Here is a 24336-nt window from a genome sequence, read left to right as displayed (position 1 = left end):
AGGCTTATGGAGGGCGAGGCAGCGGCCCGTTCGTCGATCACGCTCGGCCCCGTCGACGTTCCCAAGGCGCCTGATGTTCTCGCCCGGGAGTTGCGGGAGCGCATCCTGAGCGGCGAACTCCCGGAAGGCGCCGCCCTTCCCGCTGAGCGGGAGCTGGTCAAGCAGACTCAGATGAGCCGGGCGACGGTGCGCGAGGCGTTGCGGATTCTGGAGGTCCAGAACCTGGTTCGGGTCAAGGCCGGCCGGGCAGGCGGAGCCTTCGTCCAACGTCCCAGCACGGCCTCGATGGCCAACACGGTCAGCATGTTGATCCGCGGACGGCAGATCAAGCTGGCCGACCTGATGGAAACCCGTGAGGCCCTCGAGCCGTACTGCGCCGAACTCGCGGCGGTGAAGCGGAGCGAGGAGGACCTCGAGACGCTGGACCGGGCCAACGAGGCTATCGCCGACCCGAAGTCCGACCTGGCCCGGTTTCTGCAGGCCAACGTCGACTGGCACGTCGGCGTCGCGATGGCCAGTCACAACGAACTTCTCATCGGCTTCATGACGGCGCTCTCGCAGGCCATCTACGCCGGCACCGAGAACGCCTCCTTCATCGATGCCACAGTGCGTGAAGTGACTGCGCGGGCGCACAAGTCGATCACCCGTGCGATTCGGGAGCGGGACGCCGAAGCTGCCGGCCGCAGGATGAGACGGCACGTGCATACCTATGCGTCGGCGGCGCTCAAGGTTGATCAACGCGACTCGATTTCCGTCGGCGATCCGTCGCCGACCGTGGATACCGTCGACGACTGACCTCGCACCGCGTCGCGGATGCGGTCGATCGCTTCGGGGTTCTCCGCCCCGGACAGGTCACCCGGATCGGTGCCCAGTGCCGCCGCGCGAATCGCCCGCCGCAGAATCTTGGCCGACCTCGTCTTGGGAAGGGCGTCGACTCGCCATACCTTCGACGGCGCGAACGGCTTGCCGAGCTCCTTGCCGACGATCTGCTTCAGCTCCCGGGAAACCGCCGTCTCGTCCACCGACGTCGGGGTCCGGGCGACCCAGAACGCCCACACCGCTTCTCCCTTGACCGGGTCGGGGACCCCAACCGCGGCGGCCTCGCTGACTGCGGGATGGGTTGACAGGGCGGCCTCGACCTCGGCCGGGGCGAGTCGCTTGCCTGCCACGTTCATCACGTCGTCGGAGCGCCCGAGGATGAACCACTGGCCTTCCGCGTCGACCATCGCGAAGTCTCCGTGGTGCCACAGGCCCGGGAACCGTGACCAGTAGGCGTCCAGGTAACGCTGGTCGTCCTTCCAGACCCCGCGGGTCATCGACGGCCACGGCTGGCGGCACACCAGTTCGCCGACCTGCCCTCGCACCGAACGGCCGTCATCGTCGACGACGTCGACGTCCATGCCGAGCGACGGACCGCCGAGTGAACAGCTGCGGATCGGCTCGACCGGGTACGGAGCCAGGAACGAGCCGCCGACTTCGGTCCCGCCGGAGAAGTTGATCACCGGCACGCGCTCACCGAAGACAAGCCGAGCCAGCCAGTCGTAGGAGCCCGGATCCCACGGTTCACCGGTGGACCCGAGCACGTGCACCGAAGAGAGGTCCCGTTCGTGGATCCGGTCCAGATCTGAACCCTTGAGAGTGCGGATCAGGGTGGGCGAGACGCCGAGCATCGAGATCCGATGCCGCTCAACGAGATCCCACAGTCGATAGTCATCGGGTATGTCGGGGGAACCCTCGTAGAGCACCAGGGTGGCGCCGTTGGCGTGGGTGCCGATGATCGACAGCGGGCCCATGATCCAGCCCATGTCGGTGATCCAGCAGAACACGCCGTCGCTGTCCATGTCGAAGGAGTAGGCCACCTCACTGGCAGTCTTGACCAGGAATCCGGCATGAGTGTGAACCGCACCCTTGGGCCGGCCGGTGGTGCCGGAGGTGTAGCCCAACATCAGCGGGTGCATCGCGGGAACCTGCTCGGTGACCAGTTCGGCCGGTGTCGCGGTGAGCTCGGACCAAGACGTGACGGTCACCTCGAAGTCGACATCGGTTGCGCTGCCGACGTTGTCGATGACGATGAGATGTTCGACGCCCGGGCAGTCGGGCAGAGCGGTCGCCAATTGGGGCAGCATCGCCACGGTCCGGCCGCGCCGGACGGTGCCGTCGGCCACCACTACCGCCTTGACGTCGGCGTCGTCGAGCCGGGAGGCGATGGCCGCGGCGGCAAACCCGGAGAACAGCGGAACCAGGACGGCGCCCAGGGCGGCCACCGCGTACACCGCGACGACCGCCTCGGGAATCATCGGCAGGTACAGGCCGACGGCGTCGCCGCGGCCGATACCGAGCCGCTTCAGTCCGGCGACAGCGGCGCCGACCTGATCGGCCAGTTCCCCGAAAGTCATTGTGCGAGTGGTGCCGTCCTCGGTCTCGTGCCGAACGGCGATGCGGCCCGGGCCGGCGTCACGCCAGCGGCGCAGGCACGCGTCGGTGATGTTGAGTTCGGCGCCGGTGAACCAGTCGGGATGCTCCACACCACCGCTGAGATCGAGGACCGCGGTGTACGGAGCGGCGAACTCGATGCCCAGATCGGCCAGGACCGCGTTCCAGTACCACGCCGGGTCGGCCACCGAGCGGTCCCGCAACTCGTCGATGTCGCGCAGGCCGTGCGCGCGGGCGAGTCGGGTGACGTTGGCGTTCTCGACATAGTCCGTTGTGGGCATCCAGCGGTAGTCGCTCATCTGGTCATTCCTTTTGGTCACTCCCGGGGCATGCCGAGGATTCGCTCGGCGACGATGTTGCGCTGGATGAATGTTGAGCCGCCGGCGATCGCGGTGCCCCGGCCCTGATTGGCCAGCCGTAGCCACCGCTCGGCGGCGGCGTCCGATCCGGCGGAGTCCTTCTGCGGCAACGAGAATTGTCCGTCGAGGTCGGCCAGCGAGAGGCCGAAGTCGGCGATGTCCTCCACCAGTGGGCAGAAGAACAGCTTGCCGATGGAGGTCACCGGGCCCGGTGGCTCCCCGCTTGCAGCGCCGCTGATCACCCGCTGGCTGATGCAGTAGTGCGTCAGTGCGCGGCCGTACAGGTCGGCGATGTGCTGGCGGATCAGCGGGTCGGTCCCCAGCGGGTGCCCGTCGTCACCGGTGCGCGCGGCAATCTCGGCGATGAGGTCTTTGACCGCCCCGGTGGTATTGACCCGCCCGGTCGCAATGGCGACCCGCTCGAAGGCCAGCGTCCCCATGGCCACCCGCCAGCCGTCGTCGATCGCGCCGACGACGTCGGAGTCCGGGATGAAGACGTCGTCGAGGAACACCTCGTTGAACTCGGCTTCGCCGAGCATGTGCTCGAGCGGGCGGATACGGACCCCGGGTGCAGCCATGTCCAACAGGAAGTAGGTGATGCCCTTGTGCCGGGGGCCACCGCCGGTGCGTGCCAAAAGGATTGCGTACGAGGATAACTGGGCGCGGCTGGTCCAGATCTTCTGGCCGTTGATCTTCCAGCCGCCGTCGACCTTGACGGCCGTGGTGCGCAGGGAGGCCAGATCCGAGCCGGATTCCGGTTCGGAGAACAGTTGGCACCAGATGTGTTCCCCGGTGAGGATCGGCCTCAGATAGCGTTGCTGCTGTTCGGTTGTGCCGAAGGCGATGATGGTCGGGCCGCCGAAGTCCTCACCGATGATGTTGAGCCGCTCGGGCGCGCCGGCGCGGTCCATCTCCTCGGTGAAGACCGCCTTGGTCTTGGCATCGGCCCCCCCACCGCCGAACTCGCTCGGCCAGGACAGGCCGGCGTAGCCGGCGTCGAACAGCAGTCGCTGCCAGCGTCCCCAGTAGTCTCGCTTGTCCTCCAGTCGGTGCGGTTCGGGGCCGCCGAGCGTCGGTACGGTCTCAGCGAGCCAAGCCTGGATCTGGTGGCGGAACTCTGCTTCTGCGGGACTGTCCTTGAGGTCCATAACTCCTGTTCCTGTGAAGGCGCTCAGTCGGATTCGGCCACTTGCTTGCGCAACACGTGCTTCTGCACCTTGCCGGTGGCCGTTATCGGCAGGTTGCTGACGTTGATCACTTTCTCGGGGGTCTTCTGGATCGCGACACCGTGTCCGGTGAGGTACGCGCGGAGGTCTTCCACTGTCGGTTCGGGGTGACCGTCCCGGGTGACGACGAAGACGGCGACCCGCTCACCGAGACGACTGTCGGGATAACCCACGACGGCCGAGTCGCTCAGTGCGGGATGGGTGACCAGGTGGTCCTCGAGTTCTCGGGCACTGATGTTCATCCCGCCCCGGATGATGATGTCCTTGGTTCGGCCGGTGACCCGGACGTAGCCGTCGGCGTCCATGACGCCGAGGTCCCCGGACCGTGACAGGCCGTCGGGGGTGAACAGCGCTTCTGTCTCGGCGGGATCGCCGAGGTAGCCGATCATGTGCGACGGACCACGGTAGGCGATATCGCCTTCGGCCCCGCGGGGAACCTCCGTGCCGTGTGCGTCGACGACCGCGACGTTGTGTCCGGGCTGCGCCGAGCCGTCGGAATTCAGTGCCCGGCTGGTGTCGTCGGCGACAGTGCAGGTCGTGGTCATGAGGTTCTCGCTGCGGCCGTAGAGGCTCAGCACTTTCAGGTGTGGCAGCGTCTGGTGGGCGCGTTCCACCACGGCCCGAGGGATCGGCGAGCCGGCGCACACCCATAGACGGAGGCTGGACAGGTCGTCGCGCTGGGAGTCGTAGGCTTCGAGCAGCATCTGCAGGAAGGTGGTCGCGGTGACGGCCTGGGTGCAGCCGAACCGGGCGATCTCGGCGGCGCCCCCCTTCGGTTCCCACTCCGCCATCAGGTGGGTGGCGGCGCCCTTGAGCAGAGGCACCAGAACGCTGGTGACCAGGCCGGTGGTGTGGGTGATCGGCGACGGCCCGAATTGAACGTCGTGCTCGGTGTATCCGAAGGCATCGGTGAGGGTGCGCGCCCCCGAGCAGTACGTGTTGAAGGTGTGGACGCAGCCCTTGGGCCGCGAGGTCGTGCCCGAGGTGTAGACGATGAGGAACGGGTCGTCCGGACTCGGCTGTGCCGGCAGATCGGCGCTGTCGGGAACGGTGTCGGCGCGTGCCGAGTCCAGGGTGGTGACTCGGCTGCCGTCCGTGGCGGCGACGGCGTCAGCTGCCGCGTCCGGGCGAGTCACCAGGATGTCCAGACTCGGACGCTCTGCTTGGACGTCGCGGTACATGTCCAGGTAGTCGAAACCCTTGAAGGTCGACGGTGTGATGATGGCCCGGATGTCGGCGTGGCCGGCCACATAGCCGACCTCGTCGCGCCGGTAGATCGGCATGATCGGCACGGTGACGATGCCCAGCCGCGACAGTGCCGTCACCACCTCGATGAACTCCACCCAGTTCGGCAGCTGGACCGCGACGGCGTCCCCGGCGCGCCAGCCGCGGGCGTGGAAGCCGGCGGCCAGTCGCAGCGCTGAGTCGTGCATCTCGCCATAGGTCAGACAGCGTTGCCCGTCGGTGGCGAACACCTTGTCCGGTCGCTGTTCGGACTGGGCGGACAGCAAGTCGAACATCGTCTCGTCGCTCCACAGTCCGGCGTCGCGATAGGCGCGAACGTCCTCGGACGTGTAGCGATCGGTGTACTTACCAGGTTTCATCGCTGCTCATTCCTCCGCAGATCTCCGAAACATTATTATGGTCAGACCAATAGTGCAAGATCGGTGTCGTCACGAGTTGCGCCAGACCGGCGCTCGCTTCTCCTTGAATGCCTGGACTCCTTCAGCAAGGTCCTCGGTGGTGAAGGCCAGGGCGAGCTGGGCCTGCAGGTAGTCCAGTGCCGCATCCAGGGGGAGGTCGCGGGTTGCGGCAATCGCGTTCTTGCCCAGCCCGAGCAGCAGTGGGGACTTCGACGCGATGGTGGCGACCCAGTCCTGCACCGCGTCGTCGAAGTCCTCGTCAGCGACCACCCGATTGAGCAGCCCGGCATCCAGGGCCTCGGATGCCGACAACAGCCGGCCGGTCATCATCAGCTCGTTGGCGGCCAGTCGGCCGGTCGACCGGAAGATGAGTGCGGAGATCATGAACGGGAAGGCGCCGATGTTGATCTCTGGGCAGCCCAGGCGGATCGACTGTTTGGCGATCACCAGATCGCAGGCCAGTGCGATGCCGAGTGCCCCGGCGAGCACGTCGCCGTTCGCCGCGCACACCACCGGCTTGCCGATCGACATCAGCGTGCGGAACAGGTCCGGGAACTTGTTGAGACCGCTGTACTTGGTGATGGTCGGCCGGGTGTCGGCGAAAGCGTCCAGGTTGCCGCCGGAGGAGAACACCTTGTCGTGGGAGGAGGTCAGGACGATGACTCGGACCTGCGGGTCGGCGGCTGCGCGGTTGAGACCGTCCATCAACTGGTCAAGTAGTGTGTCCGACAGAGCATTTCGCCGCTGCGGATCGTCGAGGATCAGGTAGGCGGCCAGCGGTGCGCCGGGCTCCGGGCCGACGGGGCGAGGGTCGTACGCGACGAGGGTCTGGGTCATGAATGCTCCAATACGGTCTTGCCGGATCCGCGATTTGTCTCGAGGTGTTGATGGGCCCGGGCCGCCTCGTCGAGGGGAAATACTCGGTCGATAGCGGGCGGCGGTACCCGGTGCTCGGCGAGAAGGCCGATCAGCCCGGCGAAGTCGCGGACATTGCCCATGGTGGTGCCGAGCAGGTCGTATTGCCCGAAGTAGAACTTGCGGACATCCATCGGGGCGGTCTCGGCCGCATTGGCGCCGAGCACCACCAGTCGGCCGCCCGGGCGCAGGGCGCGGATCGATTCAGTCCAGCGGCCCACCGGGTCCAGCACCAGATCGAATCCGGCGCCCGATGGCGACATCGCGCGGGCCTGCTCCGGCCAGTCCGGGTCGGTGTGCAGCACACCGTCGCCGGCCCCTTCGGCGACCGCATGGGCGATTTTGTCCGCCGCCGACGACGTGACGATGACCGCGGCACCGGCGCGGGAGGCCAATTGCACTGCCATAGTGGCGATTCCGCCGCCTGCGCCGACCACCAGCATCGTCTCGCCGGCTCGCAGCCGGCCCCGGGCGAACAGTGCACGATAGGTGGTCAGACCCACCAGCGGTAGAGCGGCGGCCTGCACCCAGTTGAACCCGGCGGGTTTGGGAGCCAGGCATTCCGCCGGGACGCTGACCAGTTCCGCGTAGGTACCTGGGCGGTGGTCGCCGAGGATCTCCCAGCCCGGCGACGGGGCGTCGTCGCGCTCACCCCAGTGCAGGGACGGCACGATCACCACCGCCTCGCCGGTGTCACGGCGCACTCCGGCGCCGTCGGCGCCGATCACATGCGGCAGCGGCGAGTTGTAGCGCCCCTGCCGAACCAGGACGTCATGCCAGTTCAGTGCCGCGGCTTTGAGTTCGACGGTGACCCACCCGGGCTTGTCGACCGGATCCGGGAACGAGGCCGGTTGCAGGACCGCCGGTGGGCCGAACTCGCGGAGGACGACGGCATGCAAAGCGTCAGACCAGGCCGAGTTGGGTCAGCAGGGTGCCGACGTTCCAGTAGGCGTGCACCGATGTCGCGCGGCCGGCATCGTCGACCTCCCAGACGTCCGTTCCGGCGACGTCGAAAGCCTGTCCGGTGGGCGGCACTCCGGGCGGGAAGCCCTCGCCGGTATGGGTGCCGGTCATCCGCCACTCCTGCGTCACCCGGTTGTTGGCCGTGTCGACGAGCGGGTCGCCGACCGGATGGAACGCCATGTCGGGGAACCCGCTCCAGGCGGCGGTGAAGAACCCGGCCGCGCCGTCGCGGTCGGTGATCGGTTCCGGCAACGAGGGGTCCTGCCAGTCGACGGTCTCGGCGATCACGTCGAGTGCGGTGTCGAGGTCGCGTTGGGTCCACGCGGCGAAATAACGGGCGGGATACCCGGCGAGGTCGGAGGTCATCCGCGAAAGGTAACGCCGCCGCGGACGCTCCGGCGTCCCCCTTAGGAGGGGTTTTCGGCCGCCACACGACGGGGCGGAGTCATTTGAGCGTCGGGCGGTACTCATACGAGCGGCTGCGGCTGAGCGCGAACTCGAGGATCCCGCGACCGGTGACTTCTCCCATCCGGAACTCCGCCAGGCGGTCGGTGAGCGACGAGTCCAGTGTGCGGGCGTTCACAGATCCGTCGAGCGGGTAGACGTCGAATTCGAGGTGGTCGATACCGGCCGGCTTTCCGTGGTGACCGCCGTACCCGCCGCCGGCCATGTAACCGCCTTTGGCCGAAGCGTCGATCTCCATCGGGTAGCGCCGTCCGCCGGCGGTCCGCACGTCGAGGGTGCCGGACTGCAGATCCAGTGAATCGTCGAAGTCCAAGTCATGTGTCACGTCCACGATCACGTCGAGCGCGCCGTCCTCGTGCATCACCGCGCCTTCGAGCAGCACGCGGCGGTGGTCACGGGTTTCGACGAGCAGGAAGCCGACGGAGTACTCGGGGAACTGCGCCTGGCACCACAGGTGCGCTCCCTGCCTGCCGGACATGGTGCGGACACCCCGGGACCGGTCGCGCTGACCGAACCAGCGGTCGACCGATCGGGACTTCCCGTCGATGGTCAAAGTGCCTTCGTAGTAACCGGACTGGAAAAGATGGTCGAAGGACGAGGGGGCGCCTTCAGCGTTGGTTACCGCGATCTCACCGATCCACGCCGGCGTGCGGGCACGCCAGATCAGGTCGAATTCGACTTGCGAAGGATTCGCCGCCAGTTTCAGCTCCCAGACCTTATTGGGTTCGACGACGCGGAAGCGGAACGGTCCGGCTCCGCCTCCGTCGGTGGCGCTGAGTTCGGTTGAGAAGCGGAGATTGCGTTGCTGATCTTCGGTACTCACGATGACAAAGCCGTCAGCGGTGTCGCGCGGTGGGTAACTGCCGAAGCCGAAGATAACCGACGGATGTCCCTGGTCGCGCGGGTGCATGTTGAACACGAATCGGTCGAAGAACCGATCCGGTAGACCCTGGACACCGGGCTGGACCAGCTCATCATGGAAAACTGCCGGTTCCGTCATGGACGCTCCTCTATCGCTTCCTCGGCCTCCTGCAGGAATGCAGGCACCAGCCGGGGGTCGTCGTAGTACGGGTCACCGTGCCCACTTGCCGCGCGGCGCCCCGAATAGTCGTACAGGACAGCGAGTTTCCACAAGGCGAGCGTGGTGTACCAGCGCAAGCCCGACAGGTCGCGACCTGTAGCGCTGGCGTAGCGATCCGCCAGCTGTGACCGGGTCGGGTAGCCCTGCTCACACATCGCGAGGCCGAGTTCCGCTGTCGGGTTAAGCGGACGGCCGGCTTCCGGAACGGTAGCGAGGAAGTAGCCGAGGTCGAGCAGCGGGTCGCCGATGGTGGCCAATTCCCAGTCCAGGACGGCAGCGACCCGTCCAGGCCCTTCGGGGGCAAGCACCACATTGCCGAGGCGGAAATCGCAGTGGATGATCGAATCTCCCGATTCTCCTGGAGTATTCGCCGTCAGCCAGGAGAAAACCGGCGCAAACCGCGGCGGTGGATCGCCGTTGTCGTCGGCGACGAGTCGATTGATGGTCCGCAGATGCCGGGCATTGAAACCTGCGGGGCGGCCGGCATCGGCAAGGCCGGTCGATCGCCAGTCGACGGCGTGCAACGCCACCATCGTGTCGATGAGACTCGCGCCGATCTCCGCCCGTGCGGTTGGGGCGTCTAGCGGTGCCGGGGTCGACGAGGTCACGACCGGGCCTGCGATGTAGCTCATCACATACAGCGGGACATCGAGGATCTCGCCGGCCTGCGCCGTCGCCAAGACCCGCGGCGCCGGAACGGTCGTCTCCTGCAGAGCGGTGAGGAACCGGGCCTCGCGAAGCACATCGTGTGCACCGGGAGGGCTCGGCGGCGGGGGCGGGCGGCGCACGATGACCTGACGGTTCCCGTCGGAGACCAGATACGTCAGGTTCGAGTGACCGTCACCGATTCGCCTCGTCGTGAGTTGGCCCGAAAGTAGACCCCTGTCCGCGAGGAAGCTTCCCAACGCTCGCAGGGTTTCGTCGGTCCAATGCCAGCTCACTCGGCGACCCAGTCACTCGCCACGAAACACCGGCTTGCGCTTCTCTGTGAAGGCGGACAATCCATCTCGGGCGTCTCGCGAGGCTGCGACGCGCGCCAGAGCCTGTGCCTCATCTTCGAGTTGCGCCTCGAACGGCGTACCTAGCGAACGCGCCAACAGCCGACGGACCTCGCCGTATGCACGGGTCGGACCCGCGCTGAGCCGCTCGGCGGCCTTACGTGCCGCCTCGTCGACGGCGTCATCGGACAGGACGTAGTCGACAAGGCCGACTTCATGCGCCGTCGCTGCGTCGAGGACCTCGCCCAGCAACAGATACCGGCGAGCGCGGGCGATGCCCATTCGTGACGCGAGGCCGAAACTTGCCCCGAGGTCGCAGGTGAATCCTATGTGGGAGTAGGCGGCCGCAAAGGACGCCGACTCCGCGCTGAAAACGAGATCGCAATTGGCGATGATCGACACCGCCCCTCCGGCGGCTGTGGCATGAACACACGCAATCAGCGGAGCGTCCATGCGCATCAGCCTCGCCATAGCCGTATGCAGTCCGATTGTGCTCTTCAGCACGGTGGCCGGCGCGGAGTCGATATCAGTTGTGAACTGCTCCAGATCACCCCCGACGCTGAAGTGGGAGCCTGTCGCACGCAACAGAACCGCCCGGATGCCGCTTCGCGAACTGAGTTCGACTGCCAGCAGGCCGAACTCGTGACAGAAGGTTAGATCGAAACTATTGCCGCGCTGTGGTCGACTCAGGGTGACGACGGCCAACCCGTCGTCCACATGGAGCTGAAATGATTTGTAGCCCAATGCGATCCTGTCCTTTCGACGATTCCGTGTTCCGCCGCGGCTCGCGGCGGCAATCCTGAGTCCTTTGCTACGTATTCGCCTTGGACTGCAACTCCTGCATATCCCAATAGTCGCGGTAGCTTGTGATCTTGCCGCTGTCATTGAGCGTCAGCACCCCGGCCACCGGAATGGATACGATGACGGTTCCATCGCGATCGATCAGGTCATCGGTCCGCTCTGTCCAGACGACTTCCCCGGTCTGTCCGATTCGCACCATTCGCACTTGCACTGTCTCCAGGTTGTAGCCGACCCGGAATTGATCAAGCAGTGCGATAGCCTCTGCAGCGCCATGTGTCTCGGGGATGCCGGGAGCAGCCAGCCAAGGCGCATCCGCGGTCAAGGTGTCGGTGAAAGCGGCACAAAGCTCGCCGTAGCTGATGCTCCAGCGTGCGAAGAAGTATTCAACTTTCGTAATGTGATGCACTTTCAGAGACTCCTCGTTGGTGGCGGTCGCCAGCTCACTCGGCGAACGTGATCTTGACGGGCAGGTTCTTCAGTCCGCCGACGAACGTGGTCTGTACCACCTTGGCCGGGCCGGTCAACTCGATGGATTCGATCTTGGGCAGCAACTCTTCAGCCATGATCCGAAGTTCCTGCTTCGCCAGCGCCATACCGATGCACAGATGCGGACCGTACCCGAAGGCGATGTGCTTGTTCGGGTGGCGGTCGATGTTGAACACATCGGGATCATCGAATACGTCGGCGTCGCGGTTGGCCGACTGGTAGAGCAGCATCAACCGATCGCCGACGTTGATCGAGCGGCCGCGCAGCTGATACGGCTCCAAGGCCGTGCGCATGAAGTGTTTGACCGGCGAGGACCACCGCAGCGTCTCGTTGACCCAATCCGGGATCAGCGAAAGATCGTTGCGGATGCGTTGCAGCAGCGCAGGATTCTCGGCTAGCGCCTGAATTCCGGTGGCTAGTGTCGCCGACGTGGTGTCATGGCCGGCGGTGGCGACGGCCACGAAGTACCCGTACGCGGTCTCTGGCGGGTAGAGCTCCCCGGCCTCGGTTCGCGCTGTGGCGATGATGGTCGCCAGATCGTCGCGTGGATTGGCCCGCCGGTCCTGAAGCAGGCCATCGAAATACCCGTAGAAGTCTTGGACCGCCGCGGCCCACTGCTGCGCGGCTGCGGCCGGCGAGAGCGGCTCGATGTCCTCGCGGATTGCGTCGGGGTCGGCGGTACCGAAAAGATCCTGGCTCAGCGACATCATCCGAGGTTCGTCGGCCTCTGGGAGGCCGAACAGGCTCATGATGACGTGAAGGGGATAGAACTTAGTGAAGCCCTGGACGAAGTCGAGTTCGCCATCGGTCTGCAGCAACCGGTCAACGGCTTCCCTGGCCAGTGCCCTGATGCGCGTCTCCCACTGCTCCAGGTTTCTGGGCCGGAACCAGTCCGCGGCGATATTGCGGACCTGAGTGTGCTCCGGCGGATCGAGATAGGGCAGCGTTTCCAGGATCCGCAGACTCCCGCCCGTCAGCGACTTGGTGAACTCGTCTCCGGCGATGTTGGTCAGGATCGGGTTCTCCGAACCCGGTTTGTCCCCGCCGCCGTTGGTGAAGATCTGCGGCTGACGCTCGATCTCCATGATGTCGGCGTGCTTGCTGACCAGGTAGATGGGATCGAAACCGTCGACGTAGCCGATACCCAGCGGGTTGTTCTCCCGCAGCCATCGGTAGGCCTCGTACAGGGCCACCTCGTCGCGGTGGCCCTCCGCCAGGATGATCTGTTTGGCCACCCAGTCGGGGACAGCAAAATCTGTTTGTCTCTGAGTGGATGTCATCGGTGTTCTCCTTTAGTTGTGTGGCTCTTCGGGTGCGCGGTCATAGGGAATCGCCCAGCAGGCTCTCCCGCAGTGCGCGTTTGAGCACCTTGTTGCTGGCGGTTAAGGGCAGCGAGTCGGTGAAGTGGACTTGTTTGGGCACCTTGTAGCCGGCAATGAGTGGACGGCAGTGCTCGATGACCCGGTTTTCGGACAGTCCCGAACTCGGCTCGGCGACGACGACCGCGACCACCCGTTCGCCCCATTTCTCATCCGGTAGGCCGACGACCGCGCACATCATGACGCCGTCGAGGCGCAGCACGACCTGTTCGACCTCAGTGGAGTAGACGTTGGATCCCCCGGTCACGATCATGTCCTTGATCCGGTCGACGAGAAACAGCAATCCATCGGTGGTGCGGTATCCGCAGTCGCCGGAGTAGTACCAACCGTCGCGGAAGGCGGACGCTGTCGTTTGAGGCCGGTTGAAGTACCCGGTTATCAGCGACGGTGAACGGATCAGAAACTCGCCTACTTCGCCGGGCGGCAACTCACCACCGTCGGTGCCGGCGATCTTGATCTCGACTAACGGCAGCGGGCGGCCGCAAGACTGCAGTACGGTCTCATCTTCGAGTCGGTGGTCAGCGGCCGACAGGACCGTTACGCCGGCGCTCGTCTCGGTGGCGCCGTAGAAATTCGCGAAATCACAGTCGATTTCGGCCAGAGCACGTTTGAGCAGGCTCAGCCCGATAGCCGCGCCTGCGTAGATGATCAGCCGTACTGATGAATAGTCCGCACCGGCGGCGGCCGGGTCGTCGAGCAGCATCTGGATCACGGTGGGGACCAACGGCACCACCGTGGGTCGCTCGCTCGCGATGATTTCGATGAGCCGTGCGGGTGTCGGCATGGAGTGGACCGCCACCGGAACTCCGTTGTAGAGCGCCTGCAGGGCAAGTCCGACACCCATGGCGTGAAACAGCGGCATGACGGTCAGCATGAGGTCATCGGAGGTATAGCCGAAGGACGGCTCGAGATGCTCGCAGAGCCGCAGATAGAGGTAACCCTGGTGGGACAACTGCGCACCCTTGGGCCGGCCGGTCGTGCCCGAGGTGTACATCAGGATGGCCGTGTGCCAGGGGTTGACGTCGACGGCTGGGTCCTCCGTCGGAGCCGCGCGGGTCAGGGTGTCCAACTCGTCGGTTCCCGTTCGGGCCGAGTCGAATCCGATGACCCTTAGATTTCCGCCGCTTGAGGTGGCGAGGTCTTTGGCGAGATCCAGATACTCGCGATCCGCGATGAGCACCCGAGGCTTTGCATCGGCCAAGATCTCTTCGATCTCTGGAGCGGCCAGCCGCCAATTCAACGGGAGTAGGGCCGCACCCAGCTTGTTGGCTGCGAACAGGACCTCGAAGTATCTGGCGGTGTTCTTGGCCAGAAATGCGACGCGGTCTGCGGCCACGACGCCGAGACCGGCAAGTGCATTCGCGATCTGGTTCGAGCGGGAGTTCAACTGGGCGAACGATATCCGGCCGGTATCGTCACGCAATGCGAGCCGACCGGGCTCAGTCCGCGCATAGTGCCGCGGGATATCACCGAGCGTCTTGATCTCTGCGTACAGCCACATGTGAAGTCTCCTCAGCCCACGGATATTCCGCCGTTGATGCTGATCGCCTGCCCGGTGATTCGGGCGGCAGCAGGACTCGCGAGATACAGCGCCATCGACGCGAGGTCGTCCGGAGTGGCGACGCCCAGATGTGCCATGGCGGCAGCCTTCTCGAACAGCTTTGCGCTGAAGGGATCCGAGCCGATCAGCGCCGCGCCCGGGGTGTCGGAGATCAGCGACGGGGTGAGGACATTGATGCGCACGCCTTCGCGCTTGACCTCCAGGGCAGCGGCTTTGGAGAACATCACGATCGCCGCCATCGCCGCACCGATCAGTGTTTCCCCGGGCGTGGCGACCTTGGCGGCGTCCGAGGCCACGTTGATGATCGAGCCGCTGCGATTGTCCCGCATGGCGGGTAAGACCGCCTGCATCATGTGCAGTGGCGGCAGGATGATCTCGGTGATGCGCTGCTGGACAGTCTCGATCGGGATGGTGTGCAACAGTCGCGGGTGGTCACGGGGACCGGTGGTATTCATCAGTACGTCAATTGATCCGAGCAGCGCTCGACATTCCGCCTCAGCGCGCATTGCGTCGTGCGGGTCTGCCGCGTCGACGCGGACAAAGCTCACGTCACAGTTGGCCGCGCGGGCCAGAACGTGTTCTCGGGCCGATTGCCCCCTCGCGTCGTTGCGGCCGAGGATCACCACCCGAGCGCCCTGCTCGGCGAACTGGGCCGCCGTCTCCAGCCCGACGCCCGCCGTACCGCCGAGTACTGCGACGCCGGTACTCATCGCACCTCGTTGAGGATCTCGGGCAGCGACGATCGGTGGAACCCATCGAACGCCTCGTTGTTCGTGGCGGGCTGCAGATCCCACCATCCCCGCCGGGCGTTGGGGGCGCCGCCGTCGATCCGGATGCACGATCCGGTGATGTAGCTCGCCGCCCGGGACAGCAGGAATACGATCGCGGCCGACACCTCGGCCTCGGTTCCGAACCGCTGCAGGGGGATACCGGGGGTCAGATCGTTCTGGATGAACGCGGTGTCCTTGGCTTCGTAGGTGTCCAGACCTTGCGAGGCAATCGAGCCGGGGGCGACGGTGTTGACCCGAACACCCGACTCCGCCCATTCCGTTGCGGCGCACTCGCTGAGTGTCAGCATTCCGCCGCGGGCGGCGGCGGAATGGGAGAAGTGTGGCCAGCCGTGCCAGATGTCGGCGATCATGTTCACGATTGAGCCGCCGTGGTCGACCATCCACCGGTTGTAGACCTCGCGCATCACGATGAATCCACCGGTCAGATTGCTGCGGACGACCGCCTCGAAGCCCTTCGTCGAGATGGACTTCATCGGAGCGCGATACTGGCCTCCGGCGTTGTTGACCAGGCCGTCGATGCGCCCCCGGTCGACCAGCACCTGCTCGACCGTGGCGATGACCGAGTCCTCGTCACGGATATCGGCGATATGGGTTGATATCGAGCCCCCATCGGATTCGATCTCGCCGCGGACCCGCTCGAGCTTGCCGGTACTGCGTCCGACTATCGCGACATGCGCTCCGAGAGAGGCCAACTCGTGCGCGGTACAGCGCCCGATGCCGCTGCCGCCGCCGGTGACGATGACTGTCCGGCCGGCGAACAGGTCCTGCCGGTAAATGGAATCGTAAGGCACGTTTCGTCTCTTTTCAGGTGTCGGAGTTCGTCGTGGCGCGGTCCTGGTCGCGGCGCTGGATGAACTCCTCCTTGCGCTCGACGATCTCCGGGTCGCCCATCGTCGCGTAGCCGTACAGACATTCGAGTCGCAGCTGATCGTCCAGCGGCCGTCCAATGACCTCGAGAATCGTCTGCTTTGCCGATTCCACCGCGGCCCTCGGATTCCGCAGGATCTTGGCCGCGATCTCCTCTGCGGTCGAGATGACCTGATCGTGTGGCACAACGCGATTGACCAGATGTATCTCCTTGGCGCGCTGCGCGTCGATAGGTTCACCCATCAGTTCCAGCTCCATGGCGATGCCGACGCCGACCGTGTTGACCAGTCGGACGATGCCGCCGTCGGCGAAGTGCATGCCTCGGCGAATATGGAAGAACCCGAAGTTGGCCCGCTCGGAAGCGACTCGGATGTCGCAGGCCAGTGCCAGTTCGATGCCGCCGCCGATCACCCAGCCGTTCAACCCGGCGATGATCGGTTTGGGGGTGCGGTGCAGACCACGTGTGATCCGGCCCGCGAACCCTTTCTCCAGCACGCTGCGTCCGAGGTCGGGCCCGGCGTTGAGCCACGAATCGACATGGGTCTTGAGATCCGCGCCTGCACAGAAAGTGGTGTCGCCCGAGCCGGTGAGGATCGCCACGCGGACCTCGGGGTCGTCGCGGAACCGCGTCCATGCTTCGAAGAGCAACTCGTCGGTCTCGGTGTCGATCGCGTTGTGGACCTCGGGCCGATTCAGCGTGACGTAGGCGATCTGCCCACGCTTCTCGTAGATCACTTTCGGCATGGGGCGTCCTTCTTCCGGGGTCATGTCGCGACCGCATCTCGGCCGGCTTTTTGCCGGGCTATGACCAGTTTCATGATCTGTGCGGTGCCGTCCCCGATCTGCAGCCCGAGGACGTCGCGTAGCCGCTGAGCGAAGGGCATCTCCTCGCTCCAGCCGCCATGTCCGTGCAGGAGCAGGCAGGTTTGTACGATCTCGAAGGCGAGTTTGGGCCCCCACCACTTGCACATTGCCGCTTCGGCGGTGTGCTGTAGTCCATTGTCTTTGAGCCACAGCGTTTTCAGGCAGAGCAGTCGGCATGCTTCGAGTTGGGTCTCCGCCTCGGCCAGGGGGAATGACACGCCCTGGTTGGCGATGAGCGGTCGGCCGAAGCTCGTGCGCTCGCTGGTGGACTTCCAGGTCTCATCGAGGGACTGCCGGGCAACGGCGAGGCACTGCAGCCCGATCAAAGCACGGCTGTAGTCGAAACCCTGCATCACTTGGACAAAGCCCTTGTTCTGACCGCCGATCAAGTGATCGGCCGGAACGACGACGTTGTCGAAGAAGACCGCTCCGCGGCCGGCGCAGCGGCCGCCGAGGTCGTCGAACTCGGTCGCGCTGATACCCGGGACATCCATGGGTACGAGGAAGGCGCTGATACCCCGCGCACCGCTGGCCGGAGTGCCGGTGCGGGCCCAGACGATCGCGAACTGGGCCTGGGTGGCGAAGGTGACTGAGTTCTTCTCGCCGTCAAGGATGTAGGTGTCGCCGTCCCGGATGGCGCGCACTGTCAGGCTGGCCGCGTCGGACCCGCTGCCCGGTTCGGTCAGTGCGATCGCCGGTATCGCCTCGCCCGCCGTCATCATGCGTAACCACGGACCGACGACTTCTGGGTCGCCGTGCGCGGCGAGCACGGCTCCACTCAAGGACATCGTCACCAGGAGCTGACCGATGTTGTAGTCCGACCGGCAGATCGCCTCGAGGACGAGACCCGTCGTGGTGCAGTCAACTCCGAGCCCGCCGAACTCCTCAGGTAATTCCACTCCGAAGAGGCCCAGTGCGCCCATTGCGCGCAAGGTGTCGCGGTCGTACCGGCCCTCTCGTTCGCGCTGCTTGTAGTAGGGGGCGAGCTGTCGCTCAGCGAAGCGAGAGGCGACGTCGACCAACGCCGCTTGCTCTTCGCTGATCGCGAAGTTAAACCCCGTCATGGAGCTCCTCGGCCGAAGCGTTCGGCCGCAGCGGGCAGGCTGCGGCGGATACCAGTGTGAGAAGCCGGCCCGCCATCTACGTCAGCCCAATGGGTGATGTTCATCGCTCAACACAATGATTCGTGTGTTTGAATCCCAGATGCGGGGCTCGGGCTTGCGGAGGTATGAGGTGGAAAGAACGAGCGAGATCATCTCTCGGGCTGAGGAGATCATCAGCAGGTCGGGAGACGCGCGCCGTCAGGCGCTGCTGGCTCACGCATTCACCGACCCGGTGGCGCGCCACCGGCTCGACGATCTGCTCTCTGAGGTCAAAGCCGCGCTGGCTGAATCTCCGGACGGCCCCGCGCTGCTGGCGGTGGTGGCCGACATCGTCAGCGAACGGCGACGGCTATACATCCATGACTCCGCTGAGCGAGAACGCGCGGACTCCGCAGTGACAAGCGCGCTCAAGCGGCTTCGCGGCCTGGGCTCCAGTGCGGAGATGTCACGCCGGGCGCCTGCGGAACTGCGCGAAGCCTGCGGCTTCACCAGGGTGATGATTTCGTCGGCCCGAGGTTCGAGATGGATGCCGGACACCATGCGCCCCAGTGATCATGCCGATCCGGATGCCGCCGAATTCGCGCGATTCGCAAAGAATGACAACGAGATACCGCTCGCTCACCTGCTGCCGGAAACTCAGATGGTGCGGCATCGGTTGCCGGTGCTCGTGTCCGAGACCAGCCCGCACGCGTATAAGCCACTGGTACAAGTGACGAAGACGACGTCATATGTCGCGGCCCCGATTGTGGCCAAGAGGCGAGTGATCGGTTTCTTCCATGCCGACCGAATCGGCCAACGCGGGGAAGTCTCCCAGAGCGATCGAGATAGCATCGCGCTGTTCGCCGCCGGGTTCGCGGTGATGTTCGAGCATGCAGTCCTGAATGAGCTGCTCGCGCAACAACGGGCCCGGTGGACTGCCGGGTTAAGGGCGATCATCGACGCGCTCGACGGACCCGCCGTCGCGACTCCTGCGGGGACCCCGTTGGACGCTCGCGGCGACGTGGTGGTTCCGCCACATGACGACCCGGCGCCGGGCAAGCACGGCCGGACTCTCACCGAACGCGAGCGCCAGGTCGTGAGACTGATGGCAAGCGGCGCGACGAACCATGCCATCGCCGGGGAGTTGGTGTTGTCTGTGGAAACCGTCAAGAGCCACGTCAAGAACATCATGCGCAAACTCCATGCCACCAGTCGCGCCGGTGCGGTCGCCACGTACCTGCAGTCAGTTCCCAAGGAGGTTGGTGCGACGTGATTTACCGAGCGCCCAGCCGACATCGCTCCGGACCGGAAGTCGCGGCAGATCTCGCGAGGTTCACCCGCAAGGCGTCACGGTCGATCGGCATCCAGCCGGTGTCGATGTCCGAATTGAGGGCTGACCCGAGCCGGATTGACGAATTGTTCCGGCGTCTCATTCCGCAGATCGTCGAGGAGACCCAGAGACGAGGCGACGACACGGCGACTGCGCGCACGCTGGTATCTATGGCTGTGGAGGTCGCCGATCTCGACCACGAGTGGCGCCAATGCCGTCAGCGAGAAGCCGAGCGGGCCCGGGAGGATCTCGCGGCTAGCTTGCTGCGGCTGCCGTCATTGCGTACCGACCAGGACAACGCTGAGCAGATCTGCGAAGGGGCGTCCCGTGGATGCGGCAGCGAGCGAGTGTTGTTCGCGTGGATCCATGCGGAGAATTGGGTGCCGGTCAGCAGCTTCCGGGCCGGGTCCCGGAAAACGCGACCCCGGGTCACAGCCGAGGAGCCGCTCAGCCGGCTCCCGATCGAACGGGGCGTGGTGGAGCGTCGTCAGGCGGCCCGAGTGCGCGGTCCGGGTGATGGTCCGCAGCCGGTCGCGGTCTCACAACTCATGGGCCGTAGTTCGTTCGCGATCGCGCCCGTCGTGGCTGAGGACAGGATCGTCGGCCTGATCTACGCCGCCGAGTCTGCGGCGTCACTTTGCCGCAATCCAGATTTGAGCGTTCGGCTGGGCCGATATGCCAATTGCCTCGGCGGCCACCTCGAACTGGTGAGAATTCTGCGGCGCCTCGATACTCGGTCCGCGCAGGTCCGACAGGCACTCTCGGGCCTGCAGCACGCGGTGACGGAATCGGATACCAGCGTCGACCTGATGCAGTTGGTCGGTCGAGAACAGGCCGGTCCGTCCGCTGACGAGACGGACAGACGTAACTCGCCACCGCTGGTGAGCGTGGAGAGCGAGTTCACTGCCAGGGAGGGCGAGGTCATGACGCTGATTTCGGCCGGGCTCGACAACAAGCAGATCGCAGAGCAGCTCGCCATCGCCGAAAGCACGGTCAAGTCGCATGTTCAGCACATGTTGCGCAAGGCGGGAGCCGTCAACCGGTCCGAGCTCATCGGCCAGTTTTATGCGGCCGGTCCACCGAGCCCGGGGCGCTAGCCAAGCGCACGCAAGCCGTTGCGCACCTCGGTGATGAACGTCTCCGGCCGCTCCAGTGAGGGAAAGTGACCGCCGCGGTCGGGCTGGCTGTAGTACCGCAGATCCGCGAATCGGGTTCTGGCCCATCGCTCGGTCATGGTGAACAGGTCCTCCGGAAAGCAGCTGTAGGCAGCCGGCACCGTGACCGGGGTGAAATCGGTGAGCAGGCCTTTGAAGCTCTCCCAGTACAGCCGGGCCGAGGACGCCGCGGTCGCGGTGAACCAGTACAGCGAGATGTTGTCGAGCATGGTGTCGCGCGAGATGACGTTCTCCGGGTGGCCGTCGCAGTCGGTCCAGGCCTTGAACTTCTCCAGAATCCAGGCGCACTGCCCGGCCGGTGAGTCGGTCAGGCCGTAGCCCAGTGTTTGCGGCCGGGTGCTCTGCTGCTGGGAGTAACCGCTTTCCCAGTCGAGGTAGTTCTGGAACTTGCCCAGCTGACCCATCTCCTCGGCGGTCGGCTCGCCGAGCTTCATCAGCTCCTCCGGGCTGCAGAGCGCGAGGTTGACGTGGATGCCGGCCACGACTTCGGTTTGTGCGTAGCCCATCGTCGCAGCAATGCCTGCGCCCCAGTCGCCGCCCTGGACGTAGAAGTGCTCGTATCCCAGCCGTTTCATCAGTTCCGCCCAGGCCGATGCGATCCGCGCGACCGACCACCCGGCTGTGGTGGGCTTGCCGCTGAACCCGTAGCCCGGCAGCGAGGGCACCACTACGTGATAGGCGTCCTCGGCGTTGCCACCGTGCGCGACCGGATTACGCAGCGGCTGAATGATGTCGAGGTGCTCGACCACCGATCCAGGCCAGCCGTGGATGATGATCAGCGGCGTGGCGTTCGGTTCCGGGCTCGGCGCATGGACGAAGTGGATGTCGAGACCGTCGATGGTGGTGATGCCCTGGTCGAAGGCGTTGATCTTGGATTCGAAGCGGCGCCAGTCGTAGTCGGTTGCCCAGTAGTCGCAGACGTCCTTGACGTAGTCCAGCGGGATGCCCTGCGACCAGTCGGCGACGGTCTCCGGCTCCGGCCAGCGTGTCCGTGCGAGGCGTTCGCGCAGATCTTTGACTGCGGCTTCCGGAACATCAGTGGTGAAGGAAGTCAGCATGATTCGGCTCCTCTGCAGAAGATGCGGGCGTCGGTGGGATGAGGGTCAGCGGGCCGCGAGGGCCTGGAAGCTGTCGAGGTCGCGGGTGTGTTGGGCGGCGCGCTCTATCCATTGCTTCCAAAGCTGGTCTCCCCGCTCGCTGCGTCTGACTGCGCCGGCGCCGAATACGCCGATCTGAAGAGGATGGATGGCCAGGACCCGGTAGTCGTCCCACGCTCGCTCAGCGGGGTAGTCGTCGATTCCCTGCGCTGCGAGCTCGTTCTGATACAGCCGCACGAGATCCCGCTCAGCGCTGCGCCGATCCTCGATGTTCAGACTGGTGCTCAGGAAGTACGCGACGTCGATGGGTCCGTATCCGTATCCCACGCCCTGCCAGTCGAGCAGTGCGACCGGGGTGCGGCCTCCGCGCGCGTCGAAGAGCAGATTGTCGGCACGAACATCACTGTGCCACAGACATAATGGCGTTCTGATGAGTTGATTCCACTTGGCACGGAGGGCGTTGAGTTTGGCTGCCTGCCTCAGGTCCGACTCCGCCACCAGCTCGCCGAATGTCGCCGGGAACGCCTCAACGGTGGCCGGGAAGTTCCCCGTGATGTCCGAGAAGGACGCGATGGCGCCCTGTAACCAGTCCATCGTGGCGAGTCGGTCGTCGCGCCATGATCCGGCGTGGAGAGCCGCGAGTTGTTGGACAACCAGTGCGGCCTCGTCGATTGTGCAACCGACGAGCTGATCGACCGCCCGTGCGGGGGCCAGATCGTCCATCAGGAGCACGAACTCGGCGCCGTCGTCGGTGACCTCGGCGTGCAGCGGGGTCGGAAGCGCCACCGCGGAAAGCCGCGGTGCCAACTGCTGATAGAAGAGGATCTCGGTGCGGTAGTAGCCGGACTGTTGTCCGAAGGTGCGGCTGGCCTCATCGCCCGAGGCGAACTTGCCGACGACCGTCCCGGGCCCGGCACCCGGCGGGTCGTATTCGAGCGTGAAGCGGTACGAATCGGCCAACTGCCCCGTGCCGCAGGGTTCCCGGTTCGCCGACGTCACGGCCGCGTCCTCGCCGAGAACGCCTGATCGGCGAAGTGCCCATGTCAGCCACTCCGCGCTGACCTCTTCCGGGCGGATGTTCGCGGCTTGGGTCGTAGCCATTGGCAGACCACCTCATTCGTTGCTGCAGGAGCGCCGTCGGTATCGGCGTCGCAGCGGAATGCTAGGGCAGCGCCGGGCGATCGCCGTCGAACTTCGGCCGAACCTGCCCCTTCGGAGAACGAAACATGACCCCTTCGGATGGCGCGGCTGCGGGAATCCTGATGCACACTGCAGTGAGGTCTACTGAGAAAAGTGGGGAATGGTGGCGGCTACAAGCGAGGACTTGCCGACGACGATCGAAGAGGCTGACGTCGTCATCGTCGGGGCCCGGTTGGCCGGGACCGCGACCGCTGTTCCGCTGGCGCGCTCCGGACTTCGCGTGGTCGTGTTGGACAAGGTCCGCTTTCCGTCGGACACCCTGAGCACCCACGCGATGGTGCCGAGTGGCGTCCAGGAGCTGCTCTTGATGAGCGCGCTCGACCGCGTCTTGGCGCTGGGCCCGGCCAAGCCTCGATACCTGGCGGTCAACGACGGCAGCGTGTCATTCCGGGAACGCTTCCGCGAGTATCAGGGCATCGACTTCGGCTTGTGCATACCGCGTGATCAGCTCGACGTGCTGCTGGTGGAGACCGCCCGCGATGCCGGAGTGGATGTCCGGGAGCACTGCAGTGTCGAAGACGTGGTGTGGAAGGGCGAGCGTGCCGCGGGCGTTCGCTACCGAATCGGTGGCCGGCCGGGTGAGGTCCACGAGATCCACGCGCGTGTGGTGGTCGGTGCAGACGGGCGTAGATCGCGGACTGCCGCTGCACTGGGAGTGTGGGAGCCCTATCGCGGGTCGAAGAACCTGCGTGGCTTCGCGTTTCGCTATATCGACGACCCGGTCGGCATCAAGAACCAGAACGCGTACGAGATATTCCGGGCAGACACAAACATGGCGCTCGTGCTGCCGAGTTCTCCGGCAGGCAGGACGATCGTCGTCCACATGTGCGATGCCAGGGACATCCCTCGGTTCCGGGAGGCGCCGGAGGACATGTGGGAGGAGAAGTTGGCTCGCGACCCGCGGTTGCGAGCGCGTATCGGAGACGCGACGAACATGAGCAAGATGCGGATCACCGATGACCTGTCGTCGTTTTACCGGCGTTCCAGCGGCCCGGGTTGGGCGCTGACGGGCGATGCCGGCCACTTCAAGGACCCGGTCACCGGCAACGGGCAGCGCGATGCCCTCAAGCACGGCCGTCTGCTCGGCCAGGCCATTGCCCGAACCCTCGGCGATGAGCGGGCGTTGGATGTGGCGTTGCGCGACTACGAACGCGAACGCGACCGCGACACGATCTCGACCTATCACTGGGGCAACCGGGAGACCCACCCGAAACCGAGCAGTCCGCTGGTCCACGAAGTATTGCGCGGTTTCGTCGGCGACGAAAACCCCGACTTCTCTGACACGTTCAACAGAGGGCGTCCAGTGGAACAGGTGATCAACGTTCGCCGTCTGGTCAATGGACTCATCGCAGCGCTGCGTCAGCCAGGGGCGGATCGCCCGGCGATTCTGGCCGAAGTGGCGTCACAACTACCACACGAGATCGGCATCCGACGGCACCGCCTCCTCGACGGATTCCGGTCGACGAAGCCGGTCTCGACGGAGAACGCGGGATGGAGCATCGGCAAGCCGCCGGTGATTCCGACACATCGGGCGGCGGCGACGCGCACCAAGGACGCTCCCGAAACCGCTGTCGTGGCTGCGGGCCGCGTCGACGCCGAGAGGATCTGAGTGAGGGAGAC

At 65.4% G+C, this 24336-nt stretch carries 22 protein-coding genes; 4 read left to right on the top strand and 18 right to left on the bottom strand.

The window, feature by feature from the left end; translation table 11 throughout:
• The first annotated feature begins 6 nt into the window (after positions 1-6).
• Entirely contained in the window at positions 7-795 is a 789-nt protein-coding gene (locus tag H7I57_RS27655) for a FadR/GntR family transcriptional regulator (protein WP_264027594.1), read from the top strand.
• On the opposite strand, the gene H7I57_RS27650 is transcribed toward H7I57_RS27655, so the two are convergent.
• The 16 genes from H7I57_RS27650 to H7I57_RS27575 all read right to left on the bottom strand — a co-directional run bounded on the left by H7I57_RS27650 (position 735) and on the right by H7I57_RS27575 (position 17896).
• Entirely contained in the window at positions 735-2732 is a 1998-nt protein-coding gene (locus tag H7I57_RS27650; protein WP_264027593.1) for an AMP-binding protein, read from the bottom strand. The two genes, H7I57_RS27655 and H7I57_RS27650, sit on opposite strands and share 61 nt — an antisense overlap.
• 17 nt (positions 2733-2749) lie before the next feature.
• A complete protein-coding gene (locus H7I57_RS27645) occupies positions 2750-3940 on the bottom strand; it encodes an acyl-CoA dehydrogenase family protein (protein WP_264027590.1) in 1191 nt (396 codons plus the stop codon).
• A gap of 23 nt (positions 3941-3963) precedes the next feature.
• Positions 3964-5622 carry an AMP-binding protein gene (locus H7I57_RS27640; protein ID WP_264027589.1) on the bottom strand — a complete coding sequence of 553 codons (1659 nt, stop codon included), beginning with the start codon at positions 5620-5622 and terminating at the stop codon, positions 3964-3966.
• A 69-nt stretch (positions 5623-5691) separates the two neighbouring features.
• Positions 5692-6498, bottom strand: coding sequence for an enoyl-CoA hydratase/isomerase family protein (locus H7I57_RS27635; RefSeq protein WP_264027587.1), 807 nt, complete (start codon positions 6496-6498; stop codon positions 5692-5694).
• Positions 6495-7475 (bottom strand): quinone oxidoreductase family protein, encoded by a 981-nt coding sequence (locus tag H7I57_RS27630; RefSeq protein ID WP_264027585.1) that lies wholly within the window; start codon positions 7473-7475, stop codon positions 6495-6497. Before H7I57_RS27630 ends, H7I57_RS27635 begins: the two co-directional genes overlap by 4 nt.
• 4 nt (positions 7476-7479) lie before the next feature.
• Positions 7480-7905 carry an ester cyclase gene (locus H7I57_RS27625; protein WP_264027584.1) on the bottom strand — a complete coding sequence of 142 codons (426 nt, stop codon included), beginning with the start codon at positions 7903-7905 and terminating at the stop codon, positions 7480-7482.
• 79 nt (positions 7906-7984) lie between these two features.
• Positions 7985-9004, bottom strand: a complete 1020-nt coding sequence (locus H7I57_RS27620) for an Rv3169 family protein (protein ID WP_264027582.1) — start codon at positions 9002-9004, stop codon at positions 7985-7987.
• Entirely contained in the window at positions 9001-10026 is a 1026-nt protein-coding gene (locus H7I57_RS27615) for a phosphotransferase family protein (protein WP_264027579.1), read from the bottom strand. The genes H7I57_RS27620 and H7I57_RS27615 overlap by 4 nt, the downstream gene beginning before the upstream one ends.
• A gap of 12 nt (positions 10027-10038) precedes the next feature.
• Positions 10039-10788: an enoyl-CoA hydratase/isomerase family protein gene (locus H7I57_RS27610; RefSeq protein WP_264027578.1), complete on the bottom strand. Its 750-nt coding sequence runs from the start codon at positions 10786-10788 to the stop codon at positions 10039-10041.
• A 106-nt stretch (positions 10789-10894) separates the two neighbouring features.
• A complete protein-coding gene (locus tag H7I57_RS27605; RefSeq protein WP_260756436.1) occupies positions 10895-11290 on the bottom strand; it encodes a limonene-1,2-epoxide hydrolase family protein in 396 nt (131 codons plus the stop codon).
• 34 nt (positions 11291-11324) lie between these two features.
• On the bottom strand, positions 11325-12650 hold the full coding sequence (locus H7I57_RS27600) for a cytochrome P450 (RefSeq protein WP_264027576.1): 1326 nt from the start codon (positions 12648-12650) through the stop codon (positions 11325-11327).
• 40 nt (positions 12651-12690) lie between these two features.
• Complete coding sequence (locus H7I57_RS27595; protein WP_264027574.1) at positions 12691-14250, bottom strand: long-chain-fatty-acid--CoA ligase; 1560 nt, start codon at positions 14248-14250, stop codon at positions 12691-12693.
• A gap of 11 nt (positions 14251-14261) precedes the next feature.
• Positions 14262-15020 carry an SDR family NAD(P)-dependent oxidoreductase gene (locus tag H7I57_RS27590; RefSeq protein ID WP_260756439.1) on the bottom strand — a complete coding sequence of 253 codons (759 nt, stop codon included), beginning with the start codon at positions 15018-15020 and terminating at the stop codon, positions 14262-14264.
• The gene (locus tag H7I57_RS27585) at positions 15017-15892 is read right to left on the bottom strand and encodes an SDR family oxidoreductase (protein WP_264027570.1); all 876 of its coding nucleotides are present in this window, start codon (positions 15890-15892) and stop codon (positions 15017-15019) included. The genes H7I57_RS27590 and H7I57_RS27585 overlap by 4 nt, the downstream gene beginning before the upstream one ends.
• Positions 15893-15905: 13 nt before the next feature.
• A complete protein-coding gene (locus tag H7I57_RS27580) occupies positions 15906-16712 on the bottom strand; it encodes an enoyl-CoA hydratase/isomerase family protein (protein ID WP_264027569.1) in 807 nt (268 codons plus the stop codon).
• Between the two features lie 20 nt (positions 16713-16732).
• The gene (locus H7I57_RS27575; protein ID WP_264027567.1) at positions 16733-17896 is read right to left on the bottom strand and encodes an acyl-CoA dehydrogenase family protein; all 1164 of its coding nucleotides are present in this window, start codon (positions 17894-17896) and stop codon (positions 16733-16735) included.
• Positions 17897-18065: 169 nt separating this feature from the next.
• On the opposite strand from H7I57_RS27575, the gene H7I57_RS27570 reads away from it, so the two are divergent.
• Positions 18066-19187, top strand: coding sequence for a response regulator transcription factor (locus H7I57_RS27570; protein ID WP_264027565.1), 1122 nt, complete (start codon positions 18066-18068; stop codon positions 19185-19187).
• Positions 19188-19420: 233 nt separating this feature from the next.
• On the top strand, positions 19421-20341 hold the full coding sequence (locus tag H7I57_RS33605; RefSeq protein WP_264027563.1) for a helix-turn-helix transcriptional regulator: 921 nt from the start codon (positions 19421-19423) through the stop codon (positions 20339-20341).
• On the opposite strand, the gene H7I57_RS27560 is transcribed toward H7I57_RS33605, so the two are convergent.
• Positions 20338-21477 carry an epoxide hydrolase family protein gene (locus tag H7I57_RS27560; RefSeq protein WP_264027561.1) on the bottom strand — a complete coding sequence of 380 codons (1140 nt, stop codon included), beginning with the start codon at positions 21475-21477 and terminating at the stop codon, positions 20338-20340. The genes H7I57_RS33605 and H7I57_RS27560 overlap by 4 nt on opposite strands.
• Before the next feature lie 45 nt (positions 21478-21522).
• Positions 21523-22617 carry a phosphotransferase gene (locus H7I57_RS27555; RefSeq protein WP_264027560.1) on the bottom strand — a complete coding sequence of 365 codons (1095 nt, stop codon included), beginning with the start codon at positions 22615-22617 and terminating at the stop codon, positions 21523-21525.
• A gap of 199 nt (positions 22618-22816) precedes the next feature.
• Between H7I57_RS27555 and H7I57_RS27550 the strand changes: the two genes are divergently transcribed.
• A complete protein-coding gene (locus tag H7I57_RS27550; protein ID WP_372510471.1) occupies positions 22817-24325 on the top strand; it encodes an NAD(P)/FAD-dependent oxidoreductase in 1509 nt (502 codons plus the stop codon).
• The last annotated feature ends 11 nt before the right edge of the window (positions 24326-24336 follow it).

This window comes from Mycolicibacterium pyrenivorans (assembly GCF_025821625.1).
GTDB lineage: Bacteria > Actinomycetota > Actinomycetes > Mycobacteriales > Mycobacteriaceae > Mycobacterium > Mycobacterium pyrenivorans.
This window is presented reverse-complemented; position numbering and strand designations above follow the sequence as displayed.